This window comes from Variovorax sp. PBL-E5 (assembly GCF_901827185.1).
Taxonomy (GTDB): Bacteria; Pseudomonadota; Gammaproteobacteria; order Burkholderiales; family Burkholderiaceae_C; genus Variovorax.
The window spans coordinates 2,503,646-2,529,781 of record NZ_LR594671.1 but is presented as its reverse complement, the minus strand read 5'-3'; the positions used below and the strand labels follow the sequence as shown (position 1 = coordinate 2,529,781).

Genomic DNA, 26,136 nt, shown 5'->3' with positions numbered 1-26,136 from the left:
CGGCCTATCCGCGCCCGACGAAGGGCATCTTGGTCGCCATGATCGTGTGGAACAGCACGTTGGCTTCCAGCGGCAGATTGGCCATGTAGAGCACCGACTGGCCGACGATGGCGACGTCGATCATCGGCTCGATCGCGATCTCGCCGCTGGCCTGCGGCACGCCCTTGCTCATGCGTGCGGCGAGCTCGGTCATCGCGTTGCCGACATCGACCTGGCCGACTGCGATGTCGTACTTGCGGCCATCGAGCGAGGCCGTCTTGGTCAGGCCCTTCACTGCATGCTTGGTCGCGGTGTAGGCGATCGAATTGGGCCGCGGCGTGGTGGCCGAGATCGAACCGTTGTTGATGATGCGGCCGCCACGCGGCGTCTGCGCCTTCATCGTGCGGAAGGCCTGCTGGATGCAATAGAACATCCCGCTCAGGTTGATGTCGACCACGCCGCGCCATTGCTCGGGCGTCCATTCCTCGAACGGGCCGGGCGGGTTGCCGACGCCGGCATTGTTGAACAGCAGATCGACGCGGCCGAAGCGCTCGACCGCGGCGGCGAACAGCGCCTGTACCGATGCGGGATCGGCGACGTCGGCAGAGACCGGCAGCGCGCGGTCGGCCGCGCCCGACTCGGCCGCCACCTGCGCCAGCGGCTCGAGCCGGCGACCCGCCAGCACCACGCGCCAGCCATCGGCCAGCAAGGCCAGTGCGGCCGCGCGGCCGATGCCGCTGCCGGCGCCCGTGACGACCGCGATGCGGCTCTGCTTCTCGTTGCTGCTCATGCGCTTCTCCTTCAACGGCGCGGCTTGCGCCCCTTCATCTTGTTGGCGGCCTTCTTCACGGCCGATCGGAATGCCTGCATCGCCGATTGCGGCGCGACGGCGGCGGCAGATCGCTCGCCGCGTTCGCTGCGTTCGGCGACCGGCGCGGCCTTGCTGCGCGCGCTGCGCTTGGCCGAGGCCTTGGCCGGAACGCCGCCGGTCGCAGCGCCCTTGTCCTTCATGGCGCGCGCGCTCAGCTCCTCGCCCTCGCGCACCAGGCGGAAGTCGATCTTGCGGCCGTCGAGGTCGACGCGGCTGACCTGCACGCGCACCCGCGTGCCGATGGCATAGCGGATGCCGGTGCGCTCGCCGCGCAGCTCCTGCCGCTGCTCGTCGAACTTGAAATACTCGCCGCCGAGTTCGGTGATGTGCACCAGTCCCTCGACGTACATCGCATCGAGCGTGACGAAGATGCCGAAGGTGGTTGCGGCAGTGACCGTGCCGCCGTATTCCTCGCCGAGATGCTCGCGCATGTACTTGCACTTGAGCCAGGCTTCCACATCGCGGCTGGCCTCGTCGGCGCGCCGCTCGTTGGCGCTGCAATGCAGGCCTGCGGCCTCCCAGGCCAGCACTTCCTTGGTCGGCGCGATCGTCGCCTTCTGCGGCTTGGTGCTCGGCGCCTTGACGCGGGATGCGAGTCGCTTGGCCAGCTTGGCGTGCGCTTCGCCCGGCGTCGGCAGCATCGGCAGCTGGTACCGGGTCTTGCCGAGGATGGCCTTGATCACGCGATGCACCAGCAGGTCGGGATAGCGGCGGATCGGGCTCGTGAAGTGCGTGTAGGCCTCGTAGGCCAGGCCGAAGTGGCCGCTGTTGATGGGCGTGTAGATCGCCTGCTGCATCGAGCGCAGCAGCATGGTGTGGATCTGCTGCGCGTCCGGCCGCTCCTTGGTCGCTTCGGCGATGGCCTGGAACTCGCCCGGCTTCGGGTCGTCGGTGATCGACAGGCCGACACCCATCGCCTTGAGGTAGCCGCGAAGGATTTCCTTCTTCTCGGGCGTCGGGCCTTCGTGCACGCGGTAGAGGCCCGGGTGCTTGCCCTCGGCGATGAAATCGGCGCTGCAGACGTTGGCCGCCAGCATCGCTTCCTCGATCAGCCGGTGGGCCTCGTTGCGCGTGCGCGGCACGATCTTCTCGATGCGGCCGGCGTCGTCGCAGATGATCTGCGTCTCGGTGGTCTCGAAGTCGACCGCACCGCGCTTGCTGCGCTGCTTGAGCAATGCGCGATAGACGTCGGCGAGGTTGAGCAGGTCCTTGACGCGGTCCTTGCGCTTCGCGGCTTCGGGGCCGCGCGTGTTGCCGAGGATGGCCGCGACCTCGGTGTAGGTGAAGCGCGCATGGCTCCACATCACGGCCGGGTAGAACTGGTAGGCGTAGATCTCGCCGTCGGTCGCCACCAGCATGTCGCAGACCATGCACAGGCGCTCGACCTCGGGATTGAGCGAGCACAGGCCGTTGGACAGCTTCTCGGGCAGCATCGGTATCACGCGGCGCGGGAAGTAGACGCTGGTCGCGCGGTCGTAGGCGTCGATATCGATGCCCGATCCGGTCTGCACATAGGCGCTGACGTCGGCGATCGCGACCAGGAGACGCCAGCCCTTGCCGCGGCCGACCTTGGCGGGCTCGCAGTACACCGCGTCGTCGAAGTCGCGCGCGTCCTCGCCGTCGATGGTGACCAGCGGCACGTCGGTCAGGTCGATGCGGCCCTTCTTGTCGGCCGGCCGCACCTTGTCGGGCAGCGCCTTGGCCTCGGCCAGACAGGCTTCGGAAAACTCGTGCGGCACGCCGTACTTGCGCACCGCGATCTCGATCTCCATGCCGGGGTCGTCGATTTCGCCGAGTACTTCGCGCACGCGGCCGACCGGCTGACCGAACAGCGCCGGCGGTTCGGTCAGCTGCACCACGACGACCTGCCCGACCTTCGCCGTGCCGGTCGCACCCTTGGGGATCAGGACGTCCTGTCCGTAGCGCTTGTCCTCGGGTGCGACGAGCCAGATGCCGCCTTCGTGCAGCAGGCGGCCGATGATCGGCTGCTCGGGGCGCTCGATGATCTCGACCACGCGGCCCTCGGGCCGTCCGCGCCGGTCCTGGCGCACGACGCGCGCCTTGACGCGGTCTTTGTGCAGCACCGCACGCATCTCGTTGGGGGGCAGATAGATGTCGGCTTCGCCGTCGTCGCGCTGCACGAAACCGTGCCCGTCGCGATGTCCTTGCACCGTGCCTTCCACTTCATCCAGCAAGCCGCTGGGATGGCCGTTATTTTTGATATGATCTCTCTCTTTCCTGAAATTCAAAACGCGCTGCAGGGACTTGTTCCAAGCAGCATGTGGGCCCAGATGGCGGAATTGGTAGACGCACTAGTTTCAGGTACTAGCGAGTAACATCGTGGAGGTTCGAGTCCTCTTCTGGGCACCAAGTTTATATAGACCCTTGTCGGGTTTCTCCATTCAAGCCACCGGTCTCCGGTGGCTTTTTTGTTGTCTGCTCGCGGCATCGATCAAACAGGCAGCGCGATCAGGTCGTGGCCTTCGGCGCCGACGATGCGGGCCCGCGTGAATTCACCGACCTTCAGCGTCTTGCTGATCTTCTCCGGCGGCAGCAGCCGCACGATGCCATCGATCTCGGGCGCATCGGCATACGAGCGGCCGACGCCGCCCTTGCGGCCCATGCCGGGTGCCGAATCCACCAGCACCTGCATCGTGGCTCCGACGCGCCTCTGCAGCTTGGCGATCGACACCGCTTCGGCCACTTCCATGAAGCGCGCGCGCCGCGCCTCGCGCTCGGCCGCCGGCAGCATGCCCGGAATGTCGTTGGCCACGGCACCCTCGACCGGGCTGTAGGCAAAGCAGCCGGCGCGATCGATCTGCGCTTCGCGGATGAAGTCGAGCAGGTGCTCGAACTCTTCTTGCGTCTCGCCGGGGAAGCCGGCGATGAAGGTGCTGCGGATCACGAGCTCCGGGCACACCTCGCGCCAGCGCGCGATGCGCTCCAGGTTCTTCTCGCCGCTCGCCGGCCGCTTCATGCGCCGCAGCACATCGGGATGGCTGTGCTGCAGAGGCACGTCGAGGTAGGGCAAGACCTGCCCGCTTGCCATCAGCGGGATGATCTCGTCGACGCTCGGATACGGATACACGTAGTGCAGCCGCACCCATGCGCCGTAAGGCTGCGCGATCTCGCCGAGCGTGCGCACCAGTTCGAGCATGCGCGTCTTCACCGGCTTGCCGTCCCAGAAGCCCGTGCGGTACTTGACGTCGACCCCGTAGGCCGAAGTGTCCTGGCTGATCACCAGCAGTTCGCGCACGCCGCCCTCGAACAGCGCCTTGGCTTCCGCGAGCACGTCGCCGACCGGCCGCGACACCAGATCGCCGCGCATCGACGGGATGATGCAGAAGGTGCACCGATGGTTGCAGCCCTCGCTGATCTTCAGGTACGCATAGTGCCGCGGCGTGAGCTTCAGACCCGCGATGCCGAAAGCCCCCGGCACGAGGTCGACGAAGGGATCGTGCGGCTTGGGCAGGTTGGCGTGGACCGCGTCCATCACTTCCTGCGTCGCATGCGGCCCGGTGACCGCCAGGACGCTCGGATGCATCTGCCGCACCAGATTGCCGCCCTGCTCGCCGGTCTTGGCGCCGAGGCAACCCGTCACGATCACGCGGCCGTTCTCGGCCAGCGCCTCGCCGATGGTGTCCAGGCTTTCCTTGACGGCGTCGTCGATGAAACCGCAGGTGTTGACGATCACCAGGTCGGCGCCTTCGAAGGTCTTGGAGGTCTGATAGCCCTCGGCGCTCAGCCGGGTCAGGATCAGTTCGGAATCGGTCAAGGCCTTGGGACAGCCCAGGCTCACGAAACCGACTTTGGGCACGGCCGGCGCGGCAATTCGTTCAGGGGAGGCAACTTCGCTCATATCCCCCTATTGTCCCAGCTATCGGCCGTGGCGCCCGGTCTAGGGCCGCTTGATGCCAAAGACGCCCAGAACCTGCTCGGTGTTCTTCTGCATCTGCTCTTGCATCTGCAGGAACACGGTCTTGGATTGCTCCACGTAATTGCCCATCATGCCCTGCAGCATCGGCGACTGCATGGTCATGAATTTCGACCACATCTCGGGCGTCAGGCCTTCGGCCTTTTCGGCCAGCTGCGCCTGCACCTCGGCCATCGCCTGGATGTTCTTCTCCAGGTAGACGCCCATGTAGCCCTGCATCGTCTGGCCATAGAAACGGATGATGCTGGCCAGCACCTGCTCGGTGAACATCGGCGCGCCGCCGGCTTCTTCCTCGAGGATGATCTGCAGCAGGATACTGCGCGTGAGGTCGTCGCCGCTCTTGGCGTCGCGCACCACGAACGCCGATTTGTTCATGACCAGCTGCTTGACCTCGGCGAGCGTGATGTAGCTGGAAGTTTCCGTGTCGTAGAGCCTTCGGTTGGGATATTTCTTGATCACCCGCTGGACCGGCTTGGCACCGGACTTCTTGCTCTGCACTACGGACTCCTTCAGTGTGACGCCATGGCGCGCAATCAATCGATTCTAGAAAGCCGCTTTGCTGCACCGCGCCAAGGTTTACCCTGACCGGCGGCGCTTCGGACGTCAGTCCAGCGAGGTGGCGTATTCGGCGCCGCACACCTTGCAGGATGCCGACTCCGGACGCTCCTCGGTGGTCTCGCGGTAGTGCAACGGGCTCTTGATGCCGTTGAAGACCCAGCAGCGCGGGCAATGCTCCTGACCCGCCACCGGCAGGTAGCCGCGGGCGCGCTGTTCGGCGCGCTCGCGCGTGACCGGCGCGCCCTGGCGCACGGTGCGGGCGACGTCCTCGGCCGCCATCGTGCCGGCGCGGCCATTGGCCCGGTCGTTGAGTCCGTAGACCACGCGGGCGAACTCGAGCGGCGCCTGCCGCACCAGTGTGGCGAGGCGGAGTTCTTCGAGTGCCGGGTCGGTCTCGGCCGCGGGCGTGGTCATCGGGGCGTGTGATTCATGCTGTGGAACGGTGATGAGCAAGTTACCACAACTGGCGGCGAATTCGCCAGCCGACGAAGGCCATAGGACTTCTACACTTGGCATACTTCCCGGCCGGCCGACTGCCCTGCAAGCTGGCATCCTCGCGGCCCAAGAGCGCTCGCCCAATCCCGTCGGGCGATGCACCATCATGAAGATCCTCCTCTATTCCCATGTCTTCCATCCCTCGACCGGCGGGGTAGAAACCGTTTCGATGGAACTGGCCCAAGGCTTCGCGCGCAGCGGCATCGAATGCAGGGTGCTGACGAGGACGCCACGAGAACCCGGCCGGGCCTTCCCCTTCGAAGTGATCGACAACCCGGACGGCAAGCGCTCGCGGGAACTCGTTCGCTGGGCCGACGTGGTTCTGTTCAATGGAGCCACGCTCTCGCTCACGCCCTGGGTGCTGCTGTATCGCAAGCCCTTTGTCTGGGTGCACACCGCTTATCAGGCCGCGTGCATCGACGGCGCCGGGTGGTACGACGGCGCTCGCGCACCGCTCACGCCGCTCGCTTCGGTACGCCACCACGCGGCCCTGCGCGGCTGGAAGCATGTCGTGCGCGATGCACTCAAGCTCGGTCTGCGCCGATTTGTCGCCACGTGGCTGGTGACGAAACATGTCGCCATCACCGACTGGATGCAGCAGGCGAACCCGCTTCCGCGGCAGGTCCGCATCTACAACCCATTTCCGACCGAACGCTTCGAGGCGGCATCGAGCGCCACGCAGGCACCCGAGTTCGACTTTCTCTATCTGGGCCGGCTGGTTTCCGAGAAAGGTGTCGACACGCTCGTCAAGGCGTTTGCGACCGTGGTGTCGCAGCGCCTGAATGCGCCACCGCGGCTGTTGATCATTGGCGATGGCGAACGCCGGGCCGAGCTCGAAGCCCTGGCCGAGCGGCTCGGCGTCGCTTCCTCGATCGTGTTTGCCGGCAACCAGCATGGCGCGGCGCTCGTCGACTGGGTGTCCAAGGGCCGCATCGCCGTCGTCCCTTCCGTCTGGTGCGAACCGATGGGTGGCGTGGTCGTCGAAATGATGGCCGCCGGCCGCAACCTGATCGTGTCCGAACGAGGCGGACTCGCCGAATGCATGGGAGACGCGGGCCTGGTGTTCGCCAACGGTGACGACGAGGCGCTGGCCCGGCGCATGCGCCAGCTCCTCGACGATCCCGCACTGCAGGCTGCGCAATCGGCGCGCGCCAAAGAGCGGGCTCTGGAATTCGCACCAGGGCCGCTCGTCGAGCAGTACATCAGGATGTTGGCTGAAATTGCAGGCCCACGCACGCCGCACGGATAGGCAGCAGAGTCGAGGCAGAAGAAGAAGCGAATCTCCCCGAGGGGTGAAGATGCTGAGTCTTCAGAGGAGAAAATTGGTAGGCGCGATTGGACTCGAACCAACGACCCCCACCATGTCAAGGTGGTGCTCTAACCAGCTGAGCTACGCGCCTAAGGATGTGTCCGAGAGGCCGAATTGTAGCAGGCCGCGAGAGCGCTTTTTCAGCGTCGCCGCGCAGAACGCACGCCGGCCACCGAAGCGACCACGTGAAGCACCTGCACAAGCCGCGCGGCGTCGGCGATCTCGATGGTGAAGGTCATCCACGCCGTGCCCTTGACGGACTGCGTCTGCACGCCGATCACGTTCATCTTCTCGCGCGCGAACACGTCGGAGATGTCGCGCAGCAGGCCTTGCCGGTCGGCCGCCTCGACGGCGACGTCGACCGCATAGACCGAGCCCGCATCCGGCTTCTGCGCGCCCCACTCCACGTCGATCACGCGCTCGCGGTCGCGCGTGGCCATCATGCGAAAGTTGCTGCAGTCCGCGCGATGGATGCTGACGCCGTGGCCGCGCGTCACGAAGCCGCGGATCGCATCGGGCGGCGCGGGCTTGCAGCACTTGGCGAGCTGCGTCATCAGCGACGAGACACCGACCACCAGCACGCCGCCCTTGCCCGCGTTGCCGCCAGCGCGCGCCTTCTTGATGATCACGCCGTCGTCGGGCCCGGGCGCGGGCTCGGGCGGCCGCAGCAGCATCTCGATGTTGCGCAGCGAAAACTCGTCCTTGCCCACCACCTCGAACAGATCGTCCGCGGCCTTGAAGCCGAGCTGCGATGCGAGATCGTCGAGCTTCAGCGCCGTCTTGCCTTCGCGCTGCAGCACCTTCTCGACCGCCTCGCGGCCGCGCGCCACGGTCTCGTGCGTGATCTGCGCGTTGAACCAGGCCCGGACCTTCGCGCGCGCCCGATGGCTCGCGAGATAGCCCAGCTCCGCATTGAGCCAGTCGCGCGAGGGGCCGCCTTCCTTGGCGGCGATGATCTCGACCGTCTGCCCGTTCTGCAGCGGCGTGTTGAGCGGGACCATCGCGCCGTCGACGCGCGCGCCGCGGCAGCGATGGCCCAGGCTGGTGTGGACCGTGTAGGCGAAGTCGACCGCCGTGGCGCCCTGCGGCAATTCGACGATGGCCGCATCGGGCGTCAGCACGTAGATGCGGTCGTCGAACAGGCCCTGTCCCTGCGAGCCGCCCGACAGGTCGCGCTCCCACGCCAGCAGTTGGCGCAGCACCGCGATCTTGGCGTCGTACTCGCCGCTCGCCCAGACGCCCGCATAGCCCTTGTGGCCGGCTTCCTTGTAGGCCCAGTGCGCCGCCACGCCGTGCTCGGCATGGTCGTGCATTTCCTCGGTGCGGATCTGGATCTCGATCGGCTTGCCCGCGTGGCCGTCGACCACCTCGCGCACCACCGTGTGCAGCGACTGGTAGCCGTTGGGCTTGGGCCGCGCGATGTAGTCGTCGAACTCCTCGTCGATGGGCTGGAAATGCGAATGCACCCAGGCCAGCGCGCCGTAGCAGTCCTTGACGTCGGCGACCACGACACGCAGCGCCATGATGTCGAACACCTGCCCGAAGTCGAGCGACTTGCCGCGCATCTTCTTGACGATGCTGTAGATGTTCTTCGGCCGGCCCTGCACCGTGGCCTTGATGCCCTCGCCCGCCAGCGCGCGCTCGAGCCGCGCGCGCAACTGTTCGACATAGCCCTCTCGCTCGATGCGCTTCTCGTCGAGCAGCCGTGCGATGAGCTTGTAGGTCTCGGGTTCCAGGAAGCGGAACGAGAGGTCTTCGATCTCCCACTTGACCTGCCAGATGCCCAGCCGGTTCGCCAGCGGCGCGAACACCTGCAGCGATTCGCGCGCGACACCCTCGGGCACCGGCTTCTTGCTGGCCGCCGCATGGCGCAGGGTCTGCAGGCGCGATGCCAGCCGCAGCATCACCACGCGCAGATCGCGCGAGAAGGCCAGCAGCATCTTGCGCACGTTCTCGGTCTGCGAGCCGGCGCCGTCGGCCAGATGCGCGCTCGCAGTGGCCGAGCGCGCCTGCTTCTGCACGTGCACGAGCTTGGTGGTCTCGACCGCGAGCGCGGCGAAGTTGTTGCCGAACACCTTGGCGATCACTTCCTGCGGCCGGTTCAGGTGCTGGCACGAGTAGACGAGGTAGCTCGCTGCCTGCATGGCCTCGGAGCCGCCCATGCGCGCGACGATCGTCGCCACCGCATCGGCATGCGAGAGCGTGTTCTCCCCGGTGTCGAGCATCTCGTCGGCGATCAGCGGCTCGGCAAAGGCGCGGGCGCGCGCCAGCATGTTCTCCATCACCGGGCTGCGCTCGGCGGTCGCCGCGGACAGCGGGTAGTCGACCACCATGGGATCCGGCGCGCCAGTCACTTGCAGGGATTGCTCGCGTTTCACGGCGCCCTCCATCGGGCCGGCCCGCAAGACCCACAGGCGATGGGAGGGGATGCAGGCTCGGTCATGGGACGGGAAAAATCGCGAAGAAAATGAATGTCTCGGTGCATCCTAATTCATTCGGAGACACCCCATGCGCTCGACCCCAAACCCGTACTTGCCGCGGGGTTCGGAAGCGGCAGCCGCCGCTATTTCAACTGCACCGATCCGGAGACGTTGACGACCACGCTGGTCTTGCCGGGCTCGACCGGCACCGGCGCGTCCGATGCCATCTTGGCCGAGGCCGACATCGCCATCATCCGCGGCTGCATGGGGCCGCCCTGGTTCGCATTGACCGACACTTCGCGCAGGGTATAGCCGCCGAAGCCGAAGCCCTTGGCCAGCTCGTCCGCCTTGTGCTTGAAGTTGTCGATCGCCAGGGTCTGCGCTTCGGTCTCGACCTTGGCCCGTTGTTCGCGGCTCAGGCCGAAGCCGATGTTGCCGATCGACAGCGTGGAGATCCGGCCTGCGGTCTGCGTGATGCGCGGGAAGTCCTTGCCCTCGAGCACCAGTTCGGCGGAGCCCTGCCAGCCGTTGATCTTGCCCTCGCGCGTGTAGCGCGGCGACAGGCTGAAGTTGCCCGTGCGAACGTCGAACTCGCCCGGCTGCACGTTCTTGCGCGCCTCCGCCAGCGCGGCATCGAGCGCCGTCTTGAGCTGTGTCTGCACCGTTGCCGCGTCCGCCGCGTCGCGCGTGGTGGCGAGCGTGATGCTCAGCAGGTCCTGCTGCACCTCGACCGTCCCGCTGGCCGAGAGCTGCAACACGTTCTGCGGTGGTGTCCATGGCGCGCCCTGCGCCCACGCGGCACCCGAGCACATCAATACGGCGCAAGCCGCAATCCGTCTGAAATGGTTCAAGGCAGGAAATCCCGAAGTGAATGAGAGAAAGCGCGGCTCGCCCCGCAGGGCGCGACGCTCAAGGACGCTGGCCCGGCAGCGTGCCGCCGCCCATCATAGGATTGGGCACCATGCGCTCGGCCGGCTGCGATTCCGCCGATTGAACCACCTGCGAGCGCGGCATCCATTGGCGGCGCACCTGCTCGCGCAGTTCGGCCAGTTCGGCAGGCGTCAGATGGCGGCCGGCCGCTGCCTCCTCGCGCCGCACCTCATCGCGACTGGCGGCCCGGTGCGCATCCACCGCGTCCCGCAGCTCGCTGCGGCGGGGTCCGCTCGCAGGCAGCACCTCCACCGAGTCGGCCCAGGCCGAAAGGCACAGGCTCGCGAGCAGAAAGGGCAAGGTGAGAAGAGTCGGCTTCATGGAGGATCGGTCAGGCATGTGGAGTCACTGTGCCATCTCCGAGCTACGCGCAAACGTCTGGACGGCTAGCGCCCGCAAGTTTTGTAACTTAGTGTCAAGGAGTAGGTAAAAGGCGCTCAATGGCACCCCAACACCCTCAGAATTGGTGCTGTTACAAATTCAGCGTTGTTGAAATGAATCAAGCTCCCGCCCGCACAGACAAGATCGTGATCGTCGACGACGACGCGCGCATCCGCGACCTGCTGCGCCGCTACCTGACCCAGGAAGGATTCGAGGTCATCGTGGCGGAAGACGGCAAGGCCCTCAACCGCATCCTGCTGCGCGACACCGTCGACCTGATCGTGCTCGACCTCATGATGCCCGGCGAGGACGGCCTGTCCGTCTGCCGCCGCCTGCGTGCCGCCAACGACCGCACGCCGATCATCATGCTCACCGCCAAGGGCGAGGACGTGGACCGCATCGTCGGCCTCGAAGTCGGCGCCGACGACTACCTCGGCAAGCCCTTCAATCCGCGCGAACTGCTGGCACGCGTGCATGCCGTGCTGCGGCGCCGGCCGCCGCTCGAGGCGCCAGGCGCGCCGTCGACCGACAACGAAACCGTGAACTTCGGCCCCTTCAGCTTCGACCTCGGTTCGCGCACCCTCAGGAAGGACGGCGAGGAACTCTCGCTGACCACCGGCGAGTTCGCGATGCTCAAGGCGCTGGTGCGCCATCCGCGGCAGCCGCTGTCGCGCGAGAAGCTCGCCCAGTTGGCGCGCGGCCGCGAGTTCGAACCCTTCGACCGCAGCCTGGACGTGCAGATCTCGCGCCTGCGCAAGCTGGTCGAATCCGACGCCGCCGCGCCGCGCTACATCCAGACGGTGTGGGGCGTCGGCTACGTGTTCGTGCCGGACGGCACGACCTGAGAAGCTGACCGACGTGGCCGCCCTCGGCCCCAGGACAACGTCACCCAGCCCCTTGGCGGACGACGGCCCGCAGGTCACGCTGCCAAGTCCGCTGGAGAACCTCGGCCCGCCGAGGCGCCGCGCGCGGCTGCAGCTCGGCCTGAGTCTTTTCTGGCGCACATTCTTCCTGCTGGTGCTGCTGCTGATCGGCTGCACGGTCGCCTGGCTGCAGACCTTCCGCGCGCTCGAGTACGAGCCGCGCGCCATCCAGACCGCGCACCAGATCGCCTCGCTGGTGAACCTCACGCGCGCCGCGCTGGTGTATTCCGACGCCATCACGCGCGTGTCGCTGATCAAGACCCTGGCCGACCAGGAAGGCGTGCGCATCCTGCCGCGCGAGCCGGTCGACCGCTTCCTGCCCTACACCAGCGGCACCCTCGACCAGCGCGTCACCGAAGAGCTGATCGACCGCCTCGGCGAAGGCACCACCATCGCCAGCCGCGTCAACGACGAGCCCGGGCTCTGGATCGGCTTCACGATCGAGAGCGATGCCTACTGGCTGCTGCTCGACCCCACGCGCTTCAGCCGGCTCGACCAGCGCACCTGGCTGGTCTGGCTGGCGACGACGATGGTGCTGTCGCTGGCCGGTGCGGCCTTGATCACGCGGCTGATCAACCGGCCCCTCAAGCAGCTCTCGCAGGCCACGCTGCAGGTGCGCGAGGGCGAGTACGAGGCGCACCGGCTCGACGAACGGGCCCGCACCAACGAGATCCGCGCGGTGAACGTCGGCTTCAACCGCATGGCCGACCAGCTCGCCAAGATCGAGCAGGACCGCGCCGTGATGCTGGCCGGCATCTCGCACGACCTGCGCACGCCGCTCGCGCGGCTGCGGCTCGAAACCGAAATGAGCGTGGCCGACGAGGATGCGCGCGACCACATGGCGGCCGACATCGCGCAGCTCGACGCCATCATCGACAAGTTCCTCGACTACGCGCGGCCCGACCACGTCGAGTTCAAGCCGGTGCTGCTGCGCGACGTGATCGATGCCTGCGCCTACGCGGTGCAGGACCACGAGGACATCAAGATCACCGTCGACATGCCAGCCGACCTGCGGGTGATGGCCGACGAGGTTGAGCTTCAGCGCGTGATCTCCAACCTGATCGAGAACGCGCGGCGCTACGGCAAGTCAGCCGCCACCGGCGTAGCCGACATCACGATCCAGGCGCAGGCGCACAACGACGCCGTGCTGATCAAGGTGCGCGACCACGGCGCCGGCGTCGCGCCCGCGCTGCTGTCGCAATTGACCAAGCCCTTCTTCCGCGGCGACGTGGCCCGCACCTCGGCGGCCGGCGCTGGCCTCGGCCTGTCGATCGTGACCAAGAACATCGAACGCATGGGCGGCACCTTCGCGCTCACCAGCACGCCGGGCCGCGGCCTTGCGGCGCACATCCGCATGCCGCGTGCGGCATCCTCCAAGGCGGACGTGCCGGCGGCCAAACCGGTGACAGCGAAGCCGCCGACGCCTCAGCGATGAATCAGGGCGATGGCGCGCGCCTCCATCGCTTTTCCTTCGCCCACCGCACCCAGTTTTTCGGCCGTCTTGGCCTTGACGTTGACTTCGTCGACCGCCAGCCCGAGCACCGCCGCGATGCGCGCGCACATCGCCGGAATGTGCGGTGCGAGCTTGGGTGCCTGCGCGATCACGGTGCTGTCGATGTTGCCGATCTGCCAGCCCGCGGCGCGCACGCGGCGCGCGGCTTCGGCCAGCAGCACGGCGGAATCGGCGCCGCGGAATTGTGCATCGGTGTCGGGGAAATGCCGGCCGATGTCGCCGAGGCCGGCCGCGCCGAGCAGCGCATCGGTGATCGCATGCAGCAGCACGTCGGCATCCGAATGTCCGAGCAGGCCCGTGGGGTGCGGCACCTCGACGCCGCCCAGGATCAGCTTGCGGCCCGCCACCAGTTGGTGGATGTCCCAGCCTTCACCGACACGCATCTGGAAGGCCGTCATGGCATCGCGCTCCGGCTGTGCAGCACCGCCTCCGCCAGCGCGAAGTCCTCCGCATAGGTCAGCTTCAGGTTCTGCGCGCCGCCCGGCACCAGCAGCGGCGCGAGCCCGACCGCCTCGATCGCGCCCGCCTCGTCCGTGACCGCATCGCCGGCGCGCTCCAGCGCATCGAGCAGCATGCCGATACGGAACATCTGCGGCGTCTGTGCGAGCCATTTGTCGGCCCGCATCAGCGTGCCGGCAACCCGGCCTTCGGGCGTCGCGGCCTTGAGCGTATCGGCCAGGCGATGGGCCAGCAGGCCGCCGACGGCATCGTGCTCGCAGGCGGCGATCAGCGCCTCGATCTGCGTCGGCGTCACGAGGCAGCGCGCGGCATCGTGGACCAGCACCCAGTCGTGCGGGCCGGCGCCGACATCGCGCAAGGCGCGCAGACCTTGCCGCACGGTGATGGCCCGCGTGGTGCCGCCCACCCGCAGCAGGTGTTCGCCCTCGGCCGGGAAATGCGGCAGTGCGGTGCCCACCTCCTTGTCGTCGGGCGACACCACCAGCGCGATGCCCGCGAAGACACCCGTCAATGCGCGAAAGGCCTCGATCGTGTGCGCCACCATGGGCTGCCCCGCGAGCCGCTGGTATTGCTTGGCGAGCGTGCCGCCCGCGCGGCTGCCCGCGCCGGCACAGGGGATCAACACATAAAGGCGCGAGAGGGACATGGAGCTTTGGCACGGGCCAGCGGCGATGGGGCAGCCATTCTAGAATCGCTGGTCACACCCCTCGCCGCACGGCGCGGGGTGTTCTGCATTTCCCAGGCACTTCATGGACCTCCCCCCTCTCTCAGCCGGCAAGCGCTTCACGCTCCCACGGCCTCCGTTGTCGGCCGACACCCTGCTGCTCGCGCAACTGGCCGAGCGCGAAAAGAAGGCGGACCGCGCGACCGCCGTGTTCACCGCCGACGCCAACGACGCGCAACGGCTGATCGACGAGATCGCGTTCTTCGCGCCCGAGCTTCGCTGCGCCCTGTTCCCGGACTGGGAGACGCTGCCCTACGACAGCTTCTCGCCGCACCAGGATCTGATCAGCGAACGCCTTGCCACCCTCTGGCGCATCAGCCAGAAAGAGGCCGACGTGGTGTTCGTTCCGGCCACCACCGCCCTCTATCGGCTGGCGCCGCCGGCCTTCCTGGCTGGCTACACCTTCCACTTCAAGACCCGGCAGAAGCTGCAGGAATCGAAGCTCAAGGCGCAGCTCACGCTGGCCGGCTACAGCCACGTGACGCAGGTCGTGAGCCCCGGCGAGTACGCCGTGCGTGGCGGCCTGATCGACCTGTTCCCGATGGGCTCGCAGGTGCCATTCCGCGTCGACCTGTTCGACGACGAGATCGACTCGATCCGTACCTTCGACCCCGACACCCAGCGCAGCCTTTACCCGGTGCCCGAAGTGCGCCTCCTGCCCGGCCGCGAATTCCCGATGGACGACGATGCGCGCGCGCGTTTCCGCAGCCGCTGGCGCGAACTCCTCGAAGGCGACCCGACGCGCAGCCGTATCTACAAGGACATGGGCAACGGCGTCGCGACCGCCGGCATCGAGTACTACCTGCCCCTCTTCTTCGAGGAGACCGCGAGCGTCTTCGACTACCTCGGCGCCAACACCACCGTGGTGCTGCACGGCGAGCTCGAGCCCGCGTTCCAGCATTTCTGGCAGGACACCCACGAGCGCTACCGGCTGGTGCGCGGCGACCCCGAGCGGCCGGCACTGCCGCCGGAGGCGCTGTTCCTCAACGCCGAGCAGTTCTACCAGCGCGCCAAGCCGCATGCGCAGCTGGCGATCCGATCGGGGCCGGACGACGCGGCCACGCCCTACGCCGAGTTCGAGCCGCTCCCCGCCTTCGCCGTTGTCCGCGGCGCCGACGATCCGCTGGTCAAGCTCAAGGCCCATATCGCCGCCACGCCGCACCGCGTGCTGCTGATCGCCGAGAGCGACGGCCGGCGCGAGAGCCTGCTCGACTTCCTGCGCGCCAGCGGCATCCATCCGCCGGCCTTCGATTCGCTGGCCGAGTTCGAGGCCTCGCCCGACGAGAAGACAGGCATCGCAACCGCCGCGCTGGTCGCCGGTTTCGCGTGGCGCGAACAGGGCATCGACTTCGTCACCGAGACCGAGCTCTTCGCGACCGCGCCGGCGACCCGGCGCCGCAACAAGAAGCAGGAGCAGGTCAGCGACGTCGAGGCGCTGATCAAGGACTTGAGCGAACTCGCGATCGGCGATCCGGTCGTGCATTCCGCGCATGGCATCGGGCGCTACCGCGGCCTCGTCAACATGGACCTCGGCCAGGGCGTCGATGCCGACGGCAAGCCGCTGGTGCAGGAAATGCTGCACCTCGAATACGCGGACAAGGCCACGCTCTACGTGCCCGTCTCGCAGCTGCACCTGATCAGCCGCTACACCGGCGTCAGCGCCGACGAGGCGCCGCTGCACAAGCTCGGTTCCGGCCAGTGGGAAAAGGCCAAGCGCCGCGCCGCCGAACAGGTGCGCGACTCCGCGGCCGAGCTGCTCAACATCTACGCACGGCGCGCGGCGCGCGAAGGCCATGCCTTCCGCTTCTCGGCCGCCGACTACGAAGTCTTCGCCAACGATTTCGGCTTCGACGAGACCGCCGACCAGAAGGCCGCGATCCACGCCGTGATCCACGACATGATCTCGCCGCAGCCGATGGACCGGCTGGTCTGCGGCGACGTCGGCTTCGGCAAGACCGAGGTCGCGCTGCGCGCCGCCTTCGTCGCGGTGACGGGCGGCAAGCAGGTCGCATTCCTGGCGCCGACCACGTTGCTGGCCGAGCAGCACCACCAGACGCTGGTCGACCGCTTCGCCAAGTGGCCGGTCAAGGTCGCCGAGATGAGCCGATTCCGCTCGACCAAGGAAATCAACACCGCCGCCAAGGGCCTGGCCGACGGCACCATCGACATCGTGGTGGGCACGCACAAGCTGCTGTCGCAGTCGGTCAAGTTCAAGAACCTGGGCCTGCTCATCATCGACGAGGAGCATCGCTTCGGCGTGCGCCACAAGGAAGCCATGAAGGCGATGCGCGCCGAGGTCGACGTGCTCACGCTCACCGCCACGCCGATCCCGCGCACGCTGGGCATGGCGCTCGAAGGCCTGCGCGACCTGAGCGTGATCGCCACCGCGCCGCAACGCCGCCTCGCGATCAAGACCTTCGTTCGCACGGAAGGCACGGGCGTGATCCGCGAAGCCGTGCTGCGCGAGCTCAAGCGCGGCGGCCAGGTCTACTTTCTGCACAACGAGGTCGAGACGATCCAGAACCGGCGGCAGAAGCTCGAGGAGATCCTGCCCGAGGCGCGCATCGCAGTCGCCCACGGCCAGATGCCCGAGCGCGAGCTGGAGCGCGTGATGCGCGACTTCGTCGCCCAGCGCTACAACCTGCTGTTGTGCTCGACCATCATCGAGACAGGCATCGACGTGCCGACCGCCAACACCATCGTCATGAGCCGCGCCGACAAGTTCGGCCTGGCCCAGCTGCACCAGCTGCGCGGCCGCGTCGGCCGCAGCCATCACCAAGCCTATGCCTACCTGATGGTGCCCGACATCGATGGCCTGACCAAGCAGGCCGCACAGCGGCTGGATGCCATCCAGGCGATGGAGGAACTGGGCTCGGGCTTCTACCTCGCGATGCACGACCTCGAGATCCGCGGCGCCGGCGAGGTGCTGGGCGAGAACCAGAGCGGCAACATGATGGAGATCGGCTTCCAGCTCTACAACGAGATGCTGGCCGAGGCCGTGCGCTCGCTCAAGGAGGGCCGCGAGCCCGACCTGCTGTCGCCGCTCAACGTGACGACCGAGATCAACCTGCATGCACCCGCCCTCTTGCCCGACGACTACTGCGGCGACGTGCACCTGCGCCTGTCCTTCTACAAGAAGCTCGCCACCGCGAAGACGCCCGATCAGATCGACACCCTGCTGGAGGAAATCGTCGACCGCTTCGGCAAGCTGCCGCCGCAGGCGCAGACGCTGATCGACATGCACCGGCTGCGCGTGCTCGCGCGGCCCTACGGCGTGCTCAAGGTCGATGCGGCGCCGGGCGTGATCCACATCACCTTCCGAAAGGATCCGCCGATCGATTCGATGCACATCATCAGCCTGATCCAGAAGAACAAGCACATCAAGCTGGCCGGCAACGAGAAGCTGCGCATCGAGCGCGAACTCAAGGAACCGAAGGACCGCGCGCAGATGGTGCGCGACGTGCTGCGCAGCCTCGGCCAGCCCAAAGTACAGGAAGCGACCGCCGCATGACCGCCCACGACATATCGCCCGGCCTGATCGTCCGGCATTTCACGCCACCGCTCGCGCTGGCCGATTTCAAGCTGATCTGCTTCGACATGGACTCGACGCTGATCAACATCGAATGCATCGACGAGATCGCCGACGCGGCCGGCAAGAAGGCCGAGGTCGCCGCCATCACCGAGGCCACGATGCGCGGCGAGATCAAGGACTTCAAGGAAAGCCTGCGCCGCCGCGTCGCGCTGCTGCAGGGCGTGCCGGTCGATGCCTTGCAGCGGGTCTACGACGAGCGGCTGCGGCTCAACCCCGGCGCGGCCGAACTGGTCGCGGTCTGCAAGGCGGCCGGTCTCAAGGTGCTGCTGGTGTCGGGCGGCTTCACCTTCTTCGCGAACCGCGTGAAGGAACGCCTGGGCATCGACTTCGCACGCTCCAACCTGCTCGACGAAGCCGATGGCGAGCTCACCGGCCGCGTCGCGCCACAAAGCTGGGGCGATATCTGCGACGGCGCGGAAAAACGCCGCACGCTGCTGGAAGTCGCGTCGTTGCTGGGCATCTCGCCGGCCGAGGTCATTGCGGTCGGCGATGGCGCCAACGATTTGCCGATGATGGCCGAGGCCGGGCTCTCGGTGGCCTACCACGCCAAGCCCAGGGTGCGCGAACAGGCGATGGTCGCGATCAACGAAGGCGGCCTCGACCGCCTGCTCGACATCTTCACGGAGAAGCCATGAGCAAGGACAGCAAGGACAATGCACGGGACGAGGCCGCGCCCGCCGCATCGGCCACGGTGCATGGCGACCGGCGCTTCGGCGTCGAGCACGGCGCCATCCACAAGCCGATCCACACCTCGGTCCAGTACGGCTTCGATCGGGTCGAGGACCTGATCGGCGTGTTCCAGGGCACCCTGAAGAACAGCTTCAACTACGCCCGCCAGGGCACGCCGACGACGGCGGCGCTGGAAGCGAAGATCACGCAGCTCGAACAGGGCCTCGGCACGCTGTGTTTCTCGACCGGCATGGCCGCGCTGTCCGCGGTCTTTCTCACGCTGCTGCGCGCGGGCGACCACGTGGTTTCCAGCGCCTTCGTCTTCGGCAACACCAACAGCCTGTTCGGCACGCTGCAGGACCTGGGCGTCGCGGTCAGCAAGGTCGATGCCTGTTCGGTGGAGAACGTGCGCGCCGCGCTGCGCCCGAACACGCGCATGGTGTTCGTCGAGACCATCGCCAACCCCGGCACGCAGATCCCCGACCTCGACGCCATCGGCGCGCTGTGCCGCGAGCACGGCCTGCTCTACGTGGTCGACAACACCATCACCTCGCCCGCGCTCTTCAGGCCGAAGCGCGTGGGCGCCGGGCTGGTCGTGAACTCGCTCACCAAGACCATCGCCGGCCATGGCGCCGCGCTCGGCGGCGCGGTCACCGACACCGGCGAATTCGACTGGCAGGACTATCCCAACATCGCACCGAGCTACCGCAAGTCGGACGCGCGCCAGTGGGGGCTGATGCAGATCCGCAAGAAGGGATTGCGCGACATGGGCGCATCGCTCTCGCCCGAGCAGGCGCACCGCATCAGTCTCGGCGCCGAGACGCTCGCACTGCGCGTCACGCAGACCAGCGCCACCGCGCTCTCGCTGGCGCGCCACCTGCAGGCGCACGAGGCCATCGCGGCCGTGCACTATCCGATGCTGGAAAGCCATCCGCAGCATGCGATGGCGAAGCGCCATTTCAAGGCCGGGTCGTGGCTCCTCGGCTTCGAGCTGCGCGACCGCGCGCGCATGCCGGCAGTGCTGAACCGCCTGCAATTGCCGATCAAGGCGACCGGCCTGGGCGACAACCGCACGCTGATCATTCCGGTCGCGCCGACGATCTTCTGGGAGGCCGGCCCCACCGTGCGCGCCGAGATGGGCATCGCCGACGGACTGGTGCGCGTCTCGGTCGGCCTGGAAGCGGCGGACGAACTGATCGAGGACTTCGACCAGGCGCTGCGCTGACGACCTACTCGGCCGCGGGCTCGACCGGCCGCGCCGTTCGCTGGCCGGGCCGGGCCAGGATCTCGACATAGGCCTGCGCACCGCCCTCTTTCGCGACGCCATCCACCCGCCCGATGAGCGCGGAAAGATGGACGGCTTCGGCGGTCTCGGCCGAAAGGCCGAAGCGGCAATCGAAATCCCAGAAGTCCGCGCCCTCGGGCAAGGCATGCGCGCGCTCGCGCTTGAGGTACTTGCGGATCTCGTGCTTGACGGCATCCAGGACCCGGTCGGGGTTCTTGCCTTCGGGTCGCAGCTGAAAAGTTTTTCTCATGGGGAAGCCTACAGCGCCGCACCGAGGCGCGCGATGCCTTCCTCGATCTTCTCGACGTTGGCCGTCGCGAAGCTCAGCCGCAGCGTCGCCACATCGGGCTTCTCGGCGAAGAAGGGTGCGCCCGGCACGAAGGCCACGAGCTTCTCGATCGCGCGCTTGGCGAGCACGTTGGCATCGGCGATCTTGCCGTTGGCGCCGGTGAGGCGCGCCCAGAAGAACAGACCGCCGCCCGGCTGCTCGAAGGTGATGGCGTCGCCCAGCTCGCGCTTCAGCGCCGCGCCCATGGCCAGCGCGCGCTGGCCGTAGACCTTGCGCACGTTGGCGAGCGTGTCGGGCATGCGGCCGCTCTTGAGGTACTGCGCGGCCGTCGCCTGCGCGAAGGTGCTGGTGTGCGCATCGCTGAACTGCTTGCACATGGTCGCCTTGGCGAGCAGTTCCGCCGGCGCGATCATCCAGCCGATGCGCAGGCCCGGGCTCAGCACCTTGCTCATCGAGCCGCAATGCGCGACCAGTTCGCGGCTGCCCGGCACGTCCTGGGTCAGCGACATGATCGAGGGCGGCGGCGCCTTGCCGAAATAGAGATCGCCGTAAGGGTCGTCCTCGACGATCAGCGTCTGGTGCTTGACCGCCATCTCGAGCACCTTCCTGCGCCGCTCCAGGCTCAGCATCGCGCCGCTCGGATTGCCGAAGGTCGGGATCAGGTAGACGAACTTGGGCTTGTGTTCGGCGATGAGCTTTTCGAGCTCGTCGGTGCGCACGCCGTCGGCGTCGATCGGCGCGCTGATCAGGTGGGCGCCGTAGAGGCGGAAGCACTGGATGGTCGCCAGGAAGGTCGGCCCTTCGACGATCACCTTGTCGCCGGGCGAGATCAGCGTCTTGCCCAGCAGATCGAGCGCCTGCTGGCTGCCGGTGGTGACGATCAGGCCGGAGGGCGCGACATCGACGCCCTTGCTCTTCATGAAGGCGGACAACTGCGTGCGCAGCGGCTCGTAGCCCTCGGTCGCGCCGTACTGCAGGGCGCCGCCGGGTTCCTCGGACAGGGCTTTCGCGCTCGCCTCCTTCAACCCTTCGACATCGAACATCGCGCTGTCGGGAAAGCCGCCCGCGAAGCTGATGATGCCGGGCGTGCCGAGCAGCTTGAAAAGTTCGCGGATGGCGGAGGTTTCGACGTTGTCGAGGCGGGATGCGAATTGCATGAAGAACCTTCTGTTCGGGAGTTGCAGGGCGCCATTGTCGCAAGTCCGCGCGCACAAGCCATAGACTGCGCCTCACGATGAAAAAATCTGAGATCAGCCTCTTCTTCGCCACCCTGCAGGCCGCCAACCCGACGCCGGAAACCGAGCTCGAATACACGACCCCCTTCGAGCTGCTGGCCGCCGTGCTGCTGTCGGCGCAGGCCACCGATGTCGGCGTGAACAAGGCGACGCGCAAGCTCTATCCGGTCGCGAACACGCCGCAGGCCATCCTCGACCTCGGCGTCGAAGGGCTCGAGGGCTACATCAAGACCATCGGTCTCTACCGCAGCAAGGCCAAGCACCTGATCGAGGCCTGCCGCATGCTCGTCGAGCAGCACGGGGGCGAAGTGCCAAGGACACGCGCCGAGCTCGAAGCCCTGCCCGGTGTCGGCCGCAAGACGGCCAACGTGGTGCTCAACGTCGCGTTCGGCGAGCCGACCATGGCGGTCGATACCCACATCTTCCGCGTCGCCAACCGCACCGGTCTGGCGCCCGGAAAGACGCCGCTCGAGGTCGAGCTCAAGCTCGAGAAGCGCGTGCCGCCCGAATACCGGCTTCATGCACACCACTGGCTGATCCTGCATGGCCGCTACGTCTGCATCGCGCGCAAGCCGCGCTGCTGGGACTGCGCGGTGGCGCCCTGGTGCGACTACAAGCCGAAGACGCCGGCGCCCAAGGCCTGAGCGCGCTTGCGCTTCAGGCCTCGATCGTCACGCACTCGCCGAAGGCGATCGGCTGCGACGGCCACTGGTCCGCACGGGCCACGCAACGCACGCCTTCATGCAGCAGCCACGCGGCGCGGATCACGCCCGCATGCGTGACCCACACCGCATCGCGACCGGTTGCGCGCCATGCATCGAAGGCCTCGCCGACGCGCTGCATGAACTGGCGCGTGCTCTCGCCGCTGCCGCCGGCACGCAGGTCGGCGAAGTCGCGCATCCAGGCATCGAACCCGGCACGGTCGATCGCGGACCACGGCGACTTCTCCCAGATCCCGAAATCCATCTCGGCCAGCCGCGGGTCGGCATGCGGATGCAGATCGGGCCGCAGTGCCGAGAGCGCCTGCGCGAGGCCGGCGCAGCGCTGCAAGGGCGAGCACGCCATGGCGATGCCGGCCGGCAAGTCCGGCGCGATGCGCTCGGCCACTGCCCGTGTCGCCTCGGGCGGCACCGGCACGTCGGTCCGGCCGTAGCAAAGGCCGGCCGCTGCCGAGGTCTGTGCATGGCGCACCAGGCGCAGCTTCATGCGCGCCACGCAAGCGCAAGGTAGAGCGCGAGTTCGCAGACCTGCTGCGTCGCGCCCAGGCCGTCGCCGGTGAAGCCCTGCAACCGGCGCTGCAGCAGCCGCGCCACGCACACCGTGGCGAGCGCGCCCAGCAGCAAGGCCATCCCTCCATGCAGCGCACCCATCACCCACAGCAGGAGCGCGGCCGCCGGCACCGACCAGGCGATGCCCACCAGCAAGGCGCCGCCGCCGATCGCATCGGCCAGCGGTTTGGCCTTGCTCGCCGCGCCCTGATCGCCGACATAGGGCAGCCACCGGATCAGGAACAACGGCGCGAGGCGCGAGAGCACATGCGCGCCGACGAGCGCGGCGGCCACGCACGCAGGGCCCTGCCCCGCGAGCACGGCCAGCAATGCGGCCTTCAGGCCCAGCGCAAGCACCAGCGCGATGGCGCCGAAGGCGCCGATGCGCGAGTCCTTCATGATCTCGAGCGCCCGTGCGCGGTCGGCCGAGCCGCCGAGTCCATCGGCCACGTCGGCCAGTCCGTCTTCGTGGAAGGCGCCCGTCATCCACACGGTGGCCGCAGTCGACAGCACGGCCGCAGCCACTGCACCGCCGAGGCCCGGCAGCCCGGCCTGCGCGCCGACGAAAACACCCGCGCCCACCGCGCCGACCAGCCAGCCGATACCCGGAAAATGCGCCGCGCTCGCACGCAGCATCGCCGGGCTGAAGCCGACCCAGCCGGCCAGCGGCCCGGTCACCGGCACGCGGGTGAAGAACTGCAGCGCCAGCAGGAAGTGGCGCACGCCATTCACGGCGTGTCCTGCTTGGAGACGCCGGCCGATTCGAAGCTCGCCATCTCGCGCAGGATGCGGCAGGCCGATTCGAGCAGCGGCCACGCGAGCGCCGCGCCCGAGCCTTCGCCAAGCCGCAGGTCGAGTTGCAGCAGAGGCGTCAGCCCGAGGCAGCTCAGCAGCAGCCGATGGCCCGGCTCGGCCGATTCATGCGCCGCCACGCAGCGCTGCAGGATCTGCGGGCGCAGCACATGGGCCACGAGCACGGCCGCGCTGGCAATGAAGCCGTCCACCACGATCACGCGCCGCTCCTCGGCCGCCTGCAGCACCACGCCGACCAGCGTCGCGATCTCGAAACCGCCGAAGGCCGCGAGCGCGGCGAGCGGCGCGTTCGCATCGGCATGCAGTTCCAGCACGCCGCGCAGCACCTTGCGCTTGTGCGCGCGTCCGGCCGCGTCGAGGCCGGTGCCGGCACCGGTGCAGCCATCGATGTCCTGGCCGGTGAGCCGCGCCAGCAGCATCGAGGCTGCGGACGAATTGCCGATGCCCATCTCGCCCAACAGCACCGCATTGCCGGGCAGCGCGCGAACGATCGCCATGCCGTTGGCGATGGCCTCTTCGCATTGCGCCTCGGTCATGGCGGGGCCGAGCGATGCGTCGGCGGTGCCCGGCGCGATCTTGCGGATCAGCAATCCTTCGCGCGCGGCGAAGTCGTGCCGCACCCCGCAGTCCACCACGGTCAGCGCGAGCCCATGCTGGCGCGCCAGCACGCTCACGGCCGCGCCGCCGGCCAGGAAGTTCTCGACCATCTGCCAGGTCACGTCGCTCGGATAGGCCGACACGCCACGCGCCGCAAGGCCATGGTCGCCGGCGCAGACCAGCATCTGCGGCGCAATCAGCGCGGGCGACTCGCTGCCGAGGATCGACCCCAGCCGCAAGGCCAGCGTCTCCAGCCGGCCGAGCGCGCCGACCGGCTTGGTCTTGTTGTCCAGCAGATGCTGCAGCCGCGTGGCGAGCGCCGCATCGTTCAGGTCGTCGATGGGAGGAAGTTCGAGTGTCATTGGATCAGGGAGCGCAGCACGCCCGCGTCAAAGTGGGAATCGATATGGTCGGCCAGGCCGTCGAACACGGTGTCGAGCGAGCGCGCGGCAATGCCGAACAGCGCCCGCAACACGCCCGCATCCTCGAACAGCCCATGCAGATAGAGGCCGAGCACATTGCCCGTGCCATTCTGCCAAGCGAGCTCGTCCGGCATCACGGCGATGGCGCGCTCGCCGGCGGCCGCCATCGCGGCGTGCTCGGCCGTGCGGCCATGATGGATCTCGTAGCCGCGCACGGCCAGGCCGGACAGCGCGGCCCACGGCCCGGTCAACGCGCCGAACGCGGCTTCGCGATGCCGCACCGTCTTGTCCGGCGCGAAGACCGTGACCAGCGGCAGCAGCCCGAGGCCGGGACCATTGCCGTCCACGCCATGCGGATCGATCAGCGCCTCGCCCAGCATCTGCAAGCCGCCGCAGACGCCCAGCACCCCGCCGCCGCGCGCCGCATGGGCGGCGACCGCGCGGTCGAGGCCCTGCGAACGAAGCCATGCGAGATCGCTGCTGGTGTGCTTGGAGCCGGGCAGGATGATCCAGTCCGCGCCCGCCACATCGGCCGGGCTGCGCGCCCAGCGCAGGCGCACGCCGGCGATGTTCTTCAGCGGCTGGAATTCGTCGAGATTGCTGATGCGCGGATAGGCGATCACGGCGATGGTGCGGGTGACCTCGCCCGCCGACACGCTGCGGTCGTCGAACACGCCGTCCTCTTCGGGCAGGCCGTGCTGCCACCACATCGGCAGCGTCGCGACGGTCGGAACGCCGGTGAGTTCCTGCAATTGCTGCGGCGCGGGCGCGAGCAGCGCCGCATCGCCGCGGAACTTGTTGAGCACGAAGCCGGCGAGCCGCGCACGGTCGTCCTCGGGCATCAGCGCCCAGGTGCCGTAGAGGTGCGCGAAGGCGCCGCCGCGGTCGATGTCGGTCACGAGCAGGCAGCGCGCATCGGCATGCCGCGCGACGCGCAGGTTGACGATGTCGCTGGCCATCAGGTTGATCTCGGCCGGCGAACCGGCGCCTTCGATCACCACGACCTCGTGGTCGGCGCGCAATGCGTCCAGCGCCTGCGCGATCCGTGGCCAGACACGCTCGCTGCGGCCGCGCCACGGCAGCGCCGAGAGCGCGTCATCCACCTGCCCCATCAGGACCACCTGGCTGTGCGTGTCGCGCTCGGGCTTGAGCAGCAGCGGGTTCATGCGCACGTCGGGCTCGGCGCGGGCCGCGAGCGCCTGGAAATACTGCGCGCTGCCGATCTCGCCGCCGGCCACGACCCGCGCGTTGTTGCTCATGTTCTGCGCCTTGAACGGCGCCACCTTGCGGCCCTGCCGTGCATACCAGCGACACAGCGCGGTGGCCAGCCAGCTCTTGCCGGCGCCGCTGGTGGTGCCGAGCACCATCACGCAGCGGGCCTGGCCAGGTCCCTTGTTTGGATTCATCGGCGCATTGTCCTTTACCACCCGGCGGACGCCGGCCGGCCGTGACATCCATCACGCTTCGGCA

Annotated in this window: 23 protein-coding genes and 2 tRNA genes; 8 read left to right on the top strand and 17 right to left on the bottom strand. The window is 67.9% G+C overall.

The features are described from left to right. Positions 1-4: 4 nt before the first annotated feature. Entirely contained in the window at positions 5-769 is a 765-nt protein-coding gene (locus WDLP6_RS12325) for an SDR family oxidoreductase (RefSeq protein WP_162567414.1), read from the bottom strand. 11 nt (positions 770-780) lie between these two features. Further along, on the bottom strand, positions 781-3,099 hold the full coding sequence (gene rnr, locus WDLP6_RS12320; protein ID WP_443083402.1) for a ribonuclease R: 2,319 nt from the start codon (positions 3,097-3,099) through the stop codon (positions 781-783). Positions 3,100-3,135: 36 nt separating this feature from the next. Here rnr and WDLP6_RS12315 point away from each other — a divergent pair. Continuing rightward, positions 3,136-3,220, top strand: a tRNA-Leu gene (locus WDLP6_RS12315). 82 nt (positions 3,221-3,302) lie between these two features. On the opposite strand, the gene rimO is transcribed toward WDLP6_RS12315, so the two are convergent. From rimO to WDLP6_RS12300, 3 genes are all read right to left on the bottom strand, one after another. Then, positions 3,303-4,709, bottom strand: coding sequence for a 30S ribosomal protein S12 methylthiotransferase RimO (gene rimO / locus WDLP6_RS12310; RefSeq protein ID WP_162592569.1), 1,407 nt, complete (start codon positions 4,707-4,709; stop codon positions 3,303-3,305). A gap of 39 nt (positions 4,710-4,748) precedes the next feature. After that, positions 4,749-5,282: a polyhydroxyalkanoate synthesis repressor PhaR gene (gene phaR / locus WDLP6_RS12305; RefSeq protein WP_174259866.1), complete on the bottom strand. Its 534-nt coding sequence runs from the start codon at positions 5,280-5,282 to the stop codon at positions 4,749-4,751. A 105-nt stretch (positions 5,283-5,387) separates the two neighbouring features. Continuing rightward, entirely contained in the window at positions 5,388-5,756 is a 369-nt protein-coding gene (locus WDLP6_RS12300) for a hypothetical protein (RefSeq protein ID WP_162567410.1), read from the bottom strand. A 187-nt stretch (positions 5,757-5,943) separates the two neighbouring features. Here WDLP6_RS12300 and WDLP6_RS12295 point away from each other — a divergent pair, with 187 nt between their 5' ends. After that, positions 5,944-7,086 (top strand): glycosyltransferase family 4 protein, encoded by a 1,143-nt coding sequence (locus WDLP6_RS12295; protein ID WP_162592568.1) that lies wholly within the window; start codon positions 5,944-5,946, stop codon positions 7,084-7,086. Positions 7,087-7,160: 74 nt separating this feature from the next. Here WDLP6_RS12295 and WDLP6_RS12290 read toward each other — a convergent pair. The 4 genes from WDLP6_RS12290 to WDLP6_RS12275 form a co-directional block, all read right to left on the bottom strand. Next, positions 7,161-7,237 (bottom strand) — tRNA-Val (locus tag WDLP6_RS12290). Positions 7,238-7,286: 49 nt separating this feature from the next. Beyond that, positions 7,287-9,479: a RelA/SpoT family protein gene (locus WDLP6_RS12285; RefSeq protein WP_174259935.1), complete on the bottom strand. Its 2,193-nt coding sequence runs from the start codon at positions 9,477-9,479 to the stop codon at positions 7,287-7,289. 230 nt (positions 9,480-9,709) lie between these two features. Beyond that, positions 9,710-10,378, bottom strand: coding sequence for an SIMPL domain-containing protein (locus WDLP6_RS12280; protein ID WP_162595069.1), 669 nt, complete (start codon positions 10,376-10,378; stop codon positions 9,710-9,712). 97 nt (positions 10,379-10,475) lie between these two features. Further along, positions 10,476-10,817 carry a hypothetical protein gene (locus WDLP6_RS12275; RefSeq protein ID WP_162592566.1) on the bottom strand — a complete coding sequence of 114 codons (342 nt, stop codon included), beginning with the start codon at positions 10,815-10,817 and terminating at the stop codon, positions 10,476-10,478. A 173-nt stretch (positions 10,818-10,990) separates the two neighbouring features. Between WDLP6_RS12275 and ompR the strand changes: the two genes are divergently transcribed. Both ompR and WDLP6_RS12265 read left to right on the top strand, forming a co-directional pair. Next, positions 10,991-11,722, top strand: a complete 732-nt coding sequence (ompR, locus tag WDLP6_RS12270) for an osmolarity response regulator transcription factor OmpR (RefSeq protein WP_106558408.1) — start codon at positions 10,991-10,993, stop codon at positions 11,720-11,722. Between the two features lie 79 nt (positions 11,723-11,801). After that, positions 11,802-13,235, top strand: a complete 1,434-nt coding sequence (locus tag WDLP6_RS12265; protein ID WP_162595068.1) for a sensor histidine kinase — start codon at positions 11,802-11,804, stop codon at positions 13,233-13,235. Here the strand turns inward: WDLP6_RS12265 and ispF are convergent. Together ispF and ispD are read right to left on the bottom strand one after the other, a co-directional pair. Further along, a complete protein-coding gene (gene ispF, locus WDLP6_RS12260) occupies positions 13,226-13,711 on the bottom strand; it encodes a 2-C-methyl-D-erythritol 2,4-cyclodiphosphate synthase (RefSeq protein ID WP_162592565.1) in 486 nt (161 codons plus the stop codon). The two genes, WDLP6_RS12265 and ispF, sit on opposite strands and share 10 nt — an antisense overlap. Then, on the bottom strand, positions 13,708-14,418 hold the full coding sequence (gene ispD, locus WDLP6_RS12255; RefSeq protein ID WP_162592564.1) for a 2-C-methyl-D-erythritol 4-phosphate cytidylyltransferase: 711 nt from the start codon (positions 14,416-14,418) through the stop codon (positions 13,708-13,710). Before ispD ends, ispF begins: the two co-directional genes overlap by 4 nt. 103 nt (positions 14,419-14,521) lie before the next feature. On the opposite strand from ispD, the gene mfd reads away from it, so the two are divergent. Genes mfd through WDLP6_RS12240 form a run of 3 tightly spaced genes read left to right on the top strand, consistent with a single transcriptional unit; the run spans position 14,522 to position 19,982 of the window. Next, positions 14,522-18,007, top strand: coding sequence for a transcription-repair coupling factor (mfd, locus tag WDLP6_RS12250; RefSeq protein WP_162592563.1), 3,486 nt, complete (start codon positions 14,522-14,524; stop codon positions 18,005-18,007). Continuing rightward, entirely contained in the window at positions 18,004-18,723 is a 720-nt protein-coding gene (gene serB / locus WDLP6_RS12245) for a phosphoserine phosphatase SerB (RefSeq protein ID WP_162592562.1), read from the top strand. The genes mfd and serB overlap by 4 nt, the downstream gene beginning before the upstream one ends. After that, positions 18,720-19,982, top strand: a complete 1,263-nt coding sequence (locus tag WDLP6_RS12240) for a cystathionine gamma-synthase family protein (protein WP_162592561.1) — start codon at positions 18,720-18,722, stop codon at positions 19,980-19,982. Before serB ends, WDLP6_RS12240 begins: the two co-directional genes overlap by 4 nt. Before the next feature lie 4 nt (positions 19,983-19,986). Here the strand turns inward: WDLP6_RS12240 and WDLP6_RS12235 are convergent, their stop codons facing one another. Next, positions 19,987-20,292 carry a DUF6172 family protein gene (locus WDLP6_RS12235; RefSeq protein WP_162567392.1) on the bottom strand — a complete coding sequence of 102 codons (306 nt, stop codon included), beginning with the start codon at positions 20,290-20,292 and terminating at the stop codon, positions 19,987-19,989. An 8-nt stretch (positions 20,293-20,300) separates the two neighbouring features. Next, the gene (locus tag WDLP6_RS12230; protein ID WP_162592560.1) at positions 20,301-21,488 is read right to left on the bottom strand and encodes an aminotransferase-like domain-containing protein; all 1,188 of its coding nucleotides are present in this window, start codon (positions 21,486-21,488) and stop codon (positions 20,301-20,303) included. 77 nt (positions 21,489-21,565) lie between these two features. Between WDLP6_RS12230 and nth the strand changes: the two genes are divergently transcribed. Then, complete coding sequence (nth, locus tag WDLP6_RS12225; RefSeq protein WP_162592559.1) at positions 21,566-22,210, top strand: endonuclease III; 645 nt, start codon at positions 21,566-21,568, stop codon at positions 22,208-22,210. A 13-nt stretch (positions 22,211-22,223) separates the two neighbouring features. On the opposite strand, the gene WDLP6_RS12220 is transcribed toward nth, so the two are convergent. Genes WDLP6_RS12220 through WDLP6_RS12205 form a run of 4 tightly spaced genes read right to left on the bottom strand, consistent with a single transcriptional unit; the run spans position 22,224 to position 26,072 of the window. Next, positions 22,224-22,772, bottom strand: coding sequence for a histidine phosphatase family protein (locus tag WDLP6_RS12220; protein WP_162592558.1), 549 nt, complete (start codon positions 22,770-22,772; stop codon positions 22,224-22,226). After that, complete coding sequence (locus WDLP6_RS12215) at positions 22,769-23,566, bottom strand: adenosylcobinamide-GDP ribazoletransferase (protein WP_162592557.1); 798 nt, start codon at positions 23,564-23,566, stop codon at positions 22,769-22,771. Before WDLP6_RS12215 ends, WDLP6_RS12220 begins: the two co-directional genes overlap by 4 nt. Continuing rightward, entirely contained in the window at positions 23,563-24,606 is a 1,044-nt protein-coding gene (cobT, locus tag WDLP6_RS12210) for a nicotinate-nucleotide--dimethylbenzimidazole phosphoribosyltransferase (protein WP_162592556.1), read from the bottom strand. The genes WDLP6_RS12215 and cobT overlap by 4 nt, the downstream gene beginning before the upstream one ends. Continuing rightward, on the bottom strand, positions 24,603-26,072 hold the full coding sequence (locus WDLP6_RS12205; RefSeq protein WP_162592555.1) for a cobyric acid synthase: 1,470 nt from the start codon (positions 26,070-26,072) through the stop codon (positions 24,603-24,605). The genes cobT and WDLP6_RS12205 overlap by 4 nt, the downstream gene beginning before the upstream one ends. Between the last annotated feature and the right edge of the window lie 64 nt (positions 26,073-26,136).

What these genes read in the sequence shown, in the direction of transcription:
- WDLP6_RS12325 (WP_162567414.1), bottom strand. Translation starts at nt 769, where the DNA reads ATGAGCAGCAACGAGAAGCAGAGCCGCATCGCGGTCGTCACGGGCGCC.
- rimO (WP_162592569.1), bottom strand. Translation starts at nt 4,709, where the DNA reads ATGAGCGAAGTTGCCTCCCCTGAACGAATTGCCGCGCCGGCCGTGCCC.
- WDLP6_RS12300 (WP_162567410.1), bottom strand. Translation starts at nt 5,756, where the DNA reads ATGACCACGCCCGCGGCCGAGACCGACCCGGCACTCGAAGAACTCCGC.
- WDLP6_RS12295 (WP_162592568.1), top strand. Translation starts at nt 5,944, where the DNA reads ATGAAGATCCTCCTCTATTCCCATGTCTTCCATCCCTCGACCGGCGGG.
- WDLP6_RS12285 (WP_174259935.1), bottom strand. Translation starts at nt 9,479, where the DNA reads ATGGTGGTCGACTACCCGCTGTCCGCGGCGACCGCCGAGCGCAGCCCG.
- WDLP6_RS12280 (WP_162595069.1), bottom strand. Translation starts at nt 10,378, where the DNA reads ATGTGCTCGGGTGCCGCGTGGGCGCAGGGCGCGCCATGGACACCACCG.
- WDLP6_RS12275 (WP_162592566.1), bottom strand. Translation starts at nt 10,817, where the DNA reads ATGAAGCCGACTCTTCTCACCTTGCCCTTTCTGCTCGCGAGCCTGTGC.
- ompR (WP_106558408.1), top strand. Translation starts at nt 10,991, where the DNA reads ATGAATCAAGCTCCCGCCCGCACAGACAAGATCGTGATCGTCGACGAC.
- ispF (WP_162592565.1), bottom strand. Translation starts at nt 13,711, where the DNA reads ATGACGGCCTTCCAGATGCGTGTCGGTGAAGGCTGGGACATCCACCAA.
- ispD (WP_162592564.1), bottom strand. Translation starts at nt 14,418, where the DNA reads ATGTCCCTCTCGCGCCTTTATGTGTTGATCCCCTGTGCCGGCGCGGGC.
- mfd (WP_162592563.1), top strand. Translation starts at nt 14,522, where the DNA reads ATGGACCTCCCCCCTCTCTCAGCCGGCAAGCGCTTCACGCTCCCACGG.
- serB (WP_162592562.1), top strand. Translation starts at nt 18,004, where the DNA reads ATGACCGCCCACGACATATCGCCCGGCCTGATCGTCCGGCATTTCACG.
- WDLP6_RS12240 (WP_162592561.1), top strand. Translation starts at nt 18,720, where the DNA reads ATGAGCAAGGACAGCAAGGACAATGCACGGGACGAGGCCGCGCCCGCC.
- WDLP6_RS12235 (WP_162567392.1), bottom strand. Translation starts at nt 20,292, where the DNA reads ATGAGAAAAACTTTTCAGCTGCGACCCGAAGGCAAGAACCCCGACCGG.
- WDLP6_RS12230 (WP_162592560.1), bottom strand. Translation starts at nt 21,488, where the DNA reads ATGCAATTCGCATCCCGCCTCGACAACGTCGAAACCTCCGCCATCCGC.
- nth (WP_162592559.1), top strand. Translation starts at nt 21,566, where the DNA reads ATGAAAAAATCTGAGATCAGCCTCTTCTTCGCCACCCTGCAGGCCGCC.
- WDLP6_RS12220 (WP_162592558.1), bottom strand. Translation starts at nt 22,772, where the DNA reads ATGAAGCTGCGCCTGGTGCGCCATGCACAGACCTCGGCAGCGGCCGGC.
- cobT (WP_162592556.1), bottom strand. Translation starts at nt 24,606, where the DNA reads ATGACACTCGAACTTCCTCCCATCGACGACCTGAACGATGCGGCGCTC.
- WDLP6_RS12205 (WP_162592555.1), bottom strand. Translation starts at nt 26,072, where the DNA reads ATGAATCCAAACAAGGGACCTGGCCAGGCCCGCTGCGTGATGGTGCTC.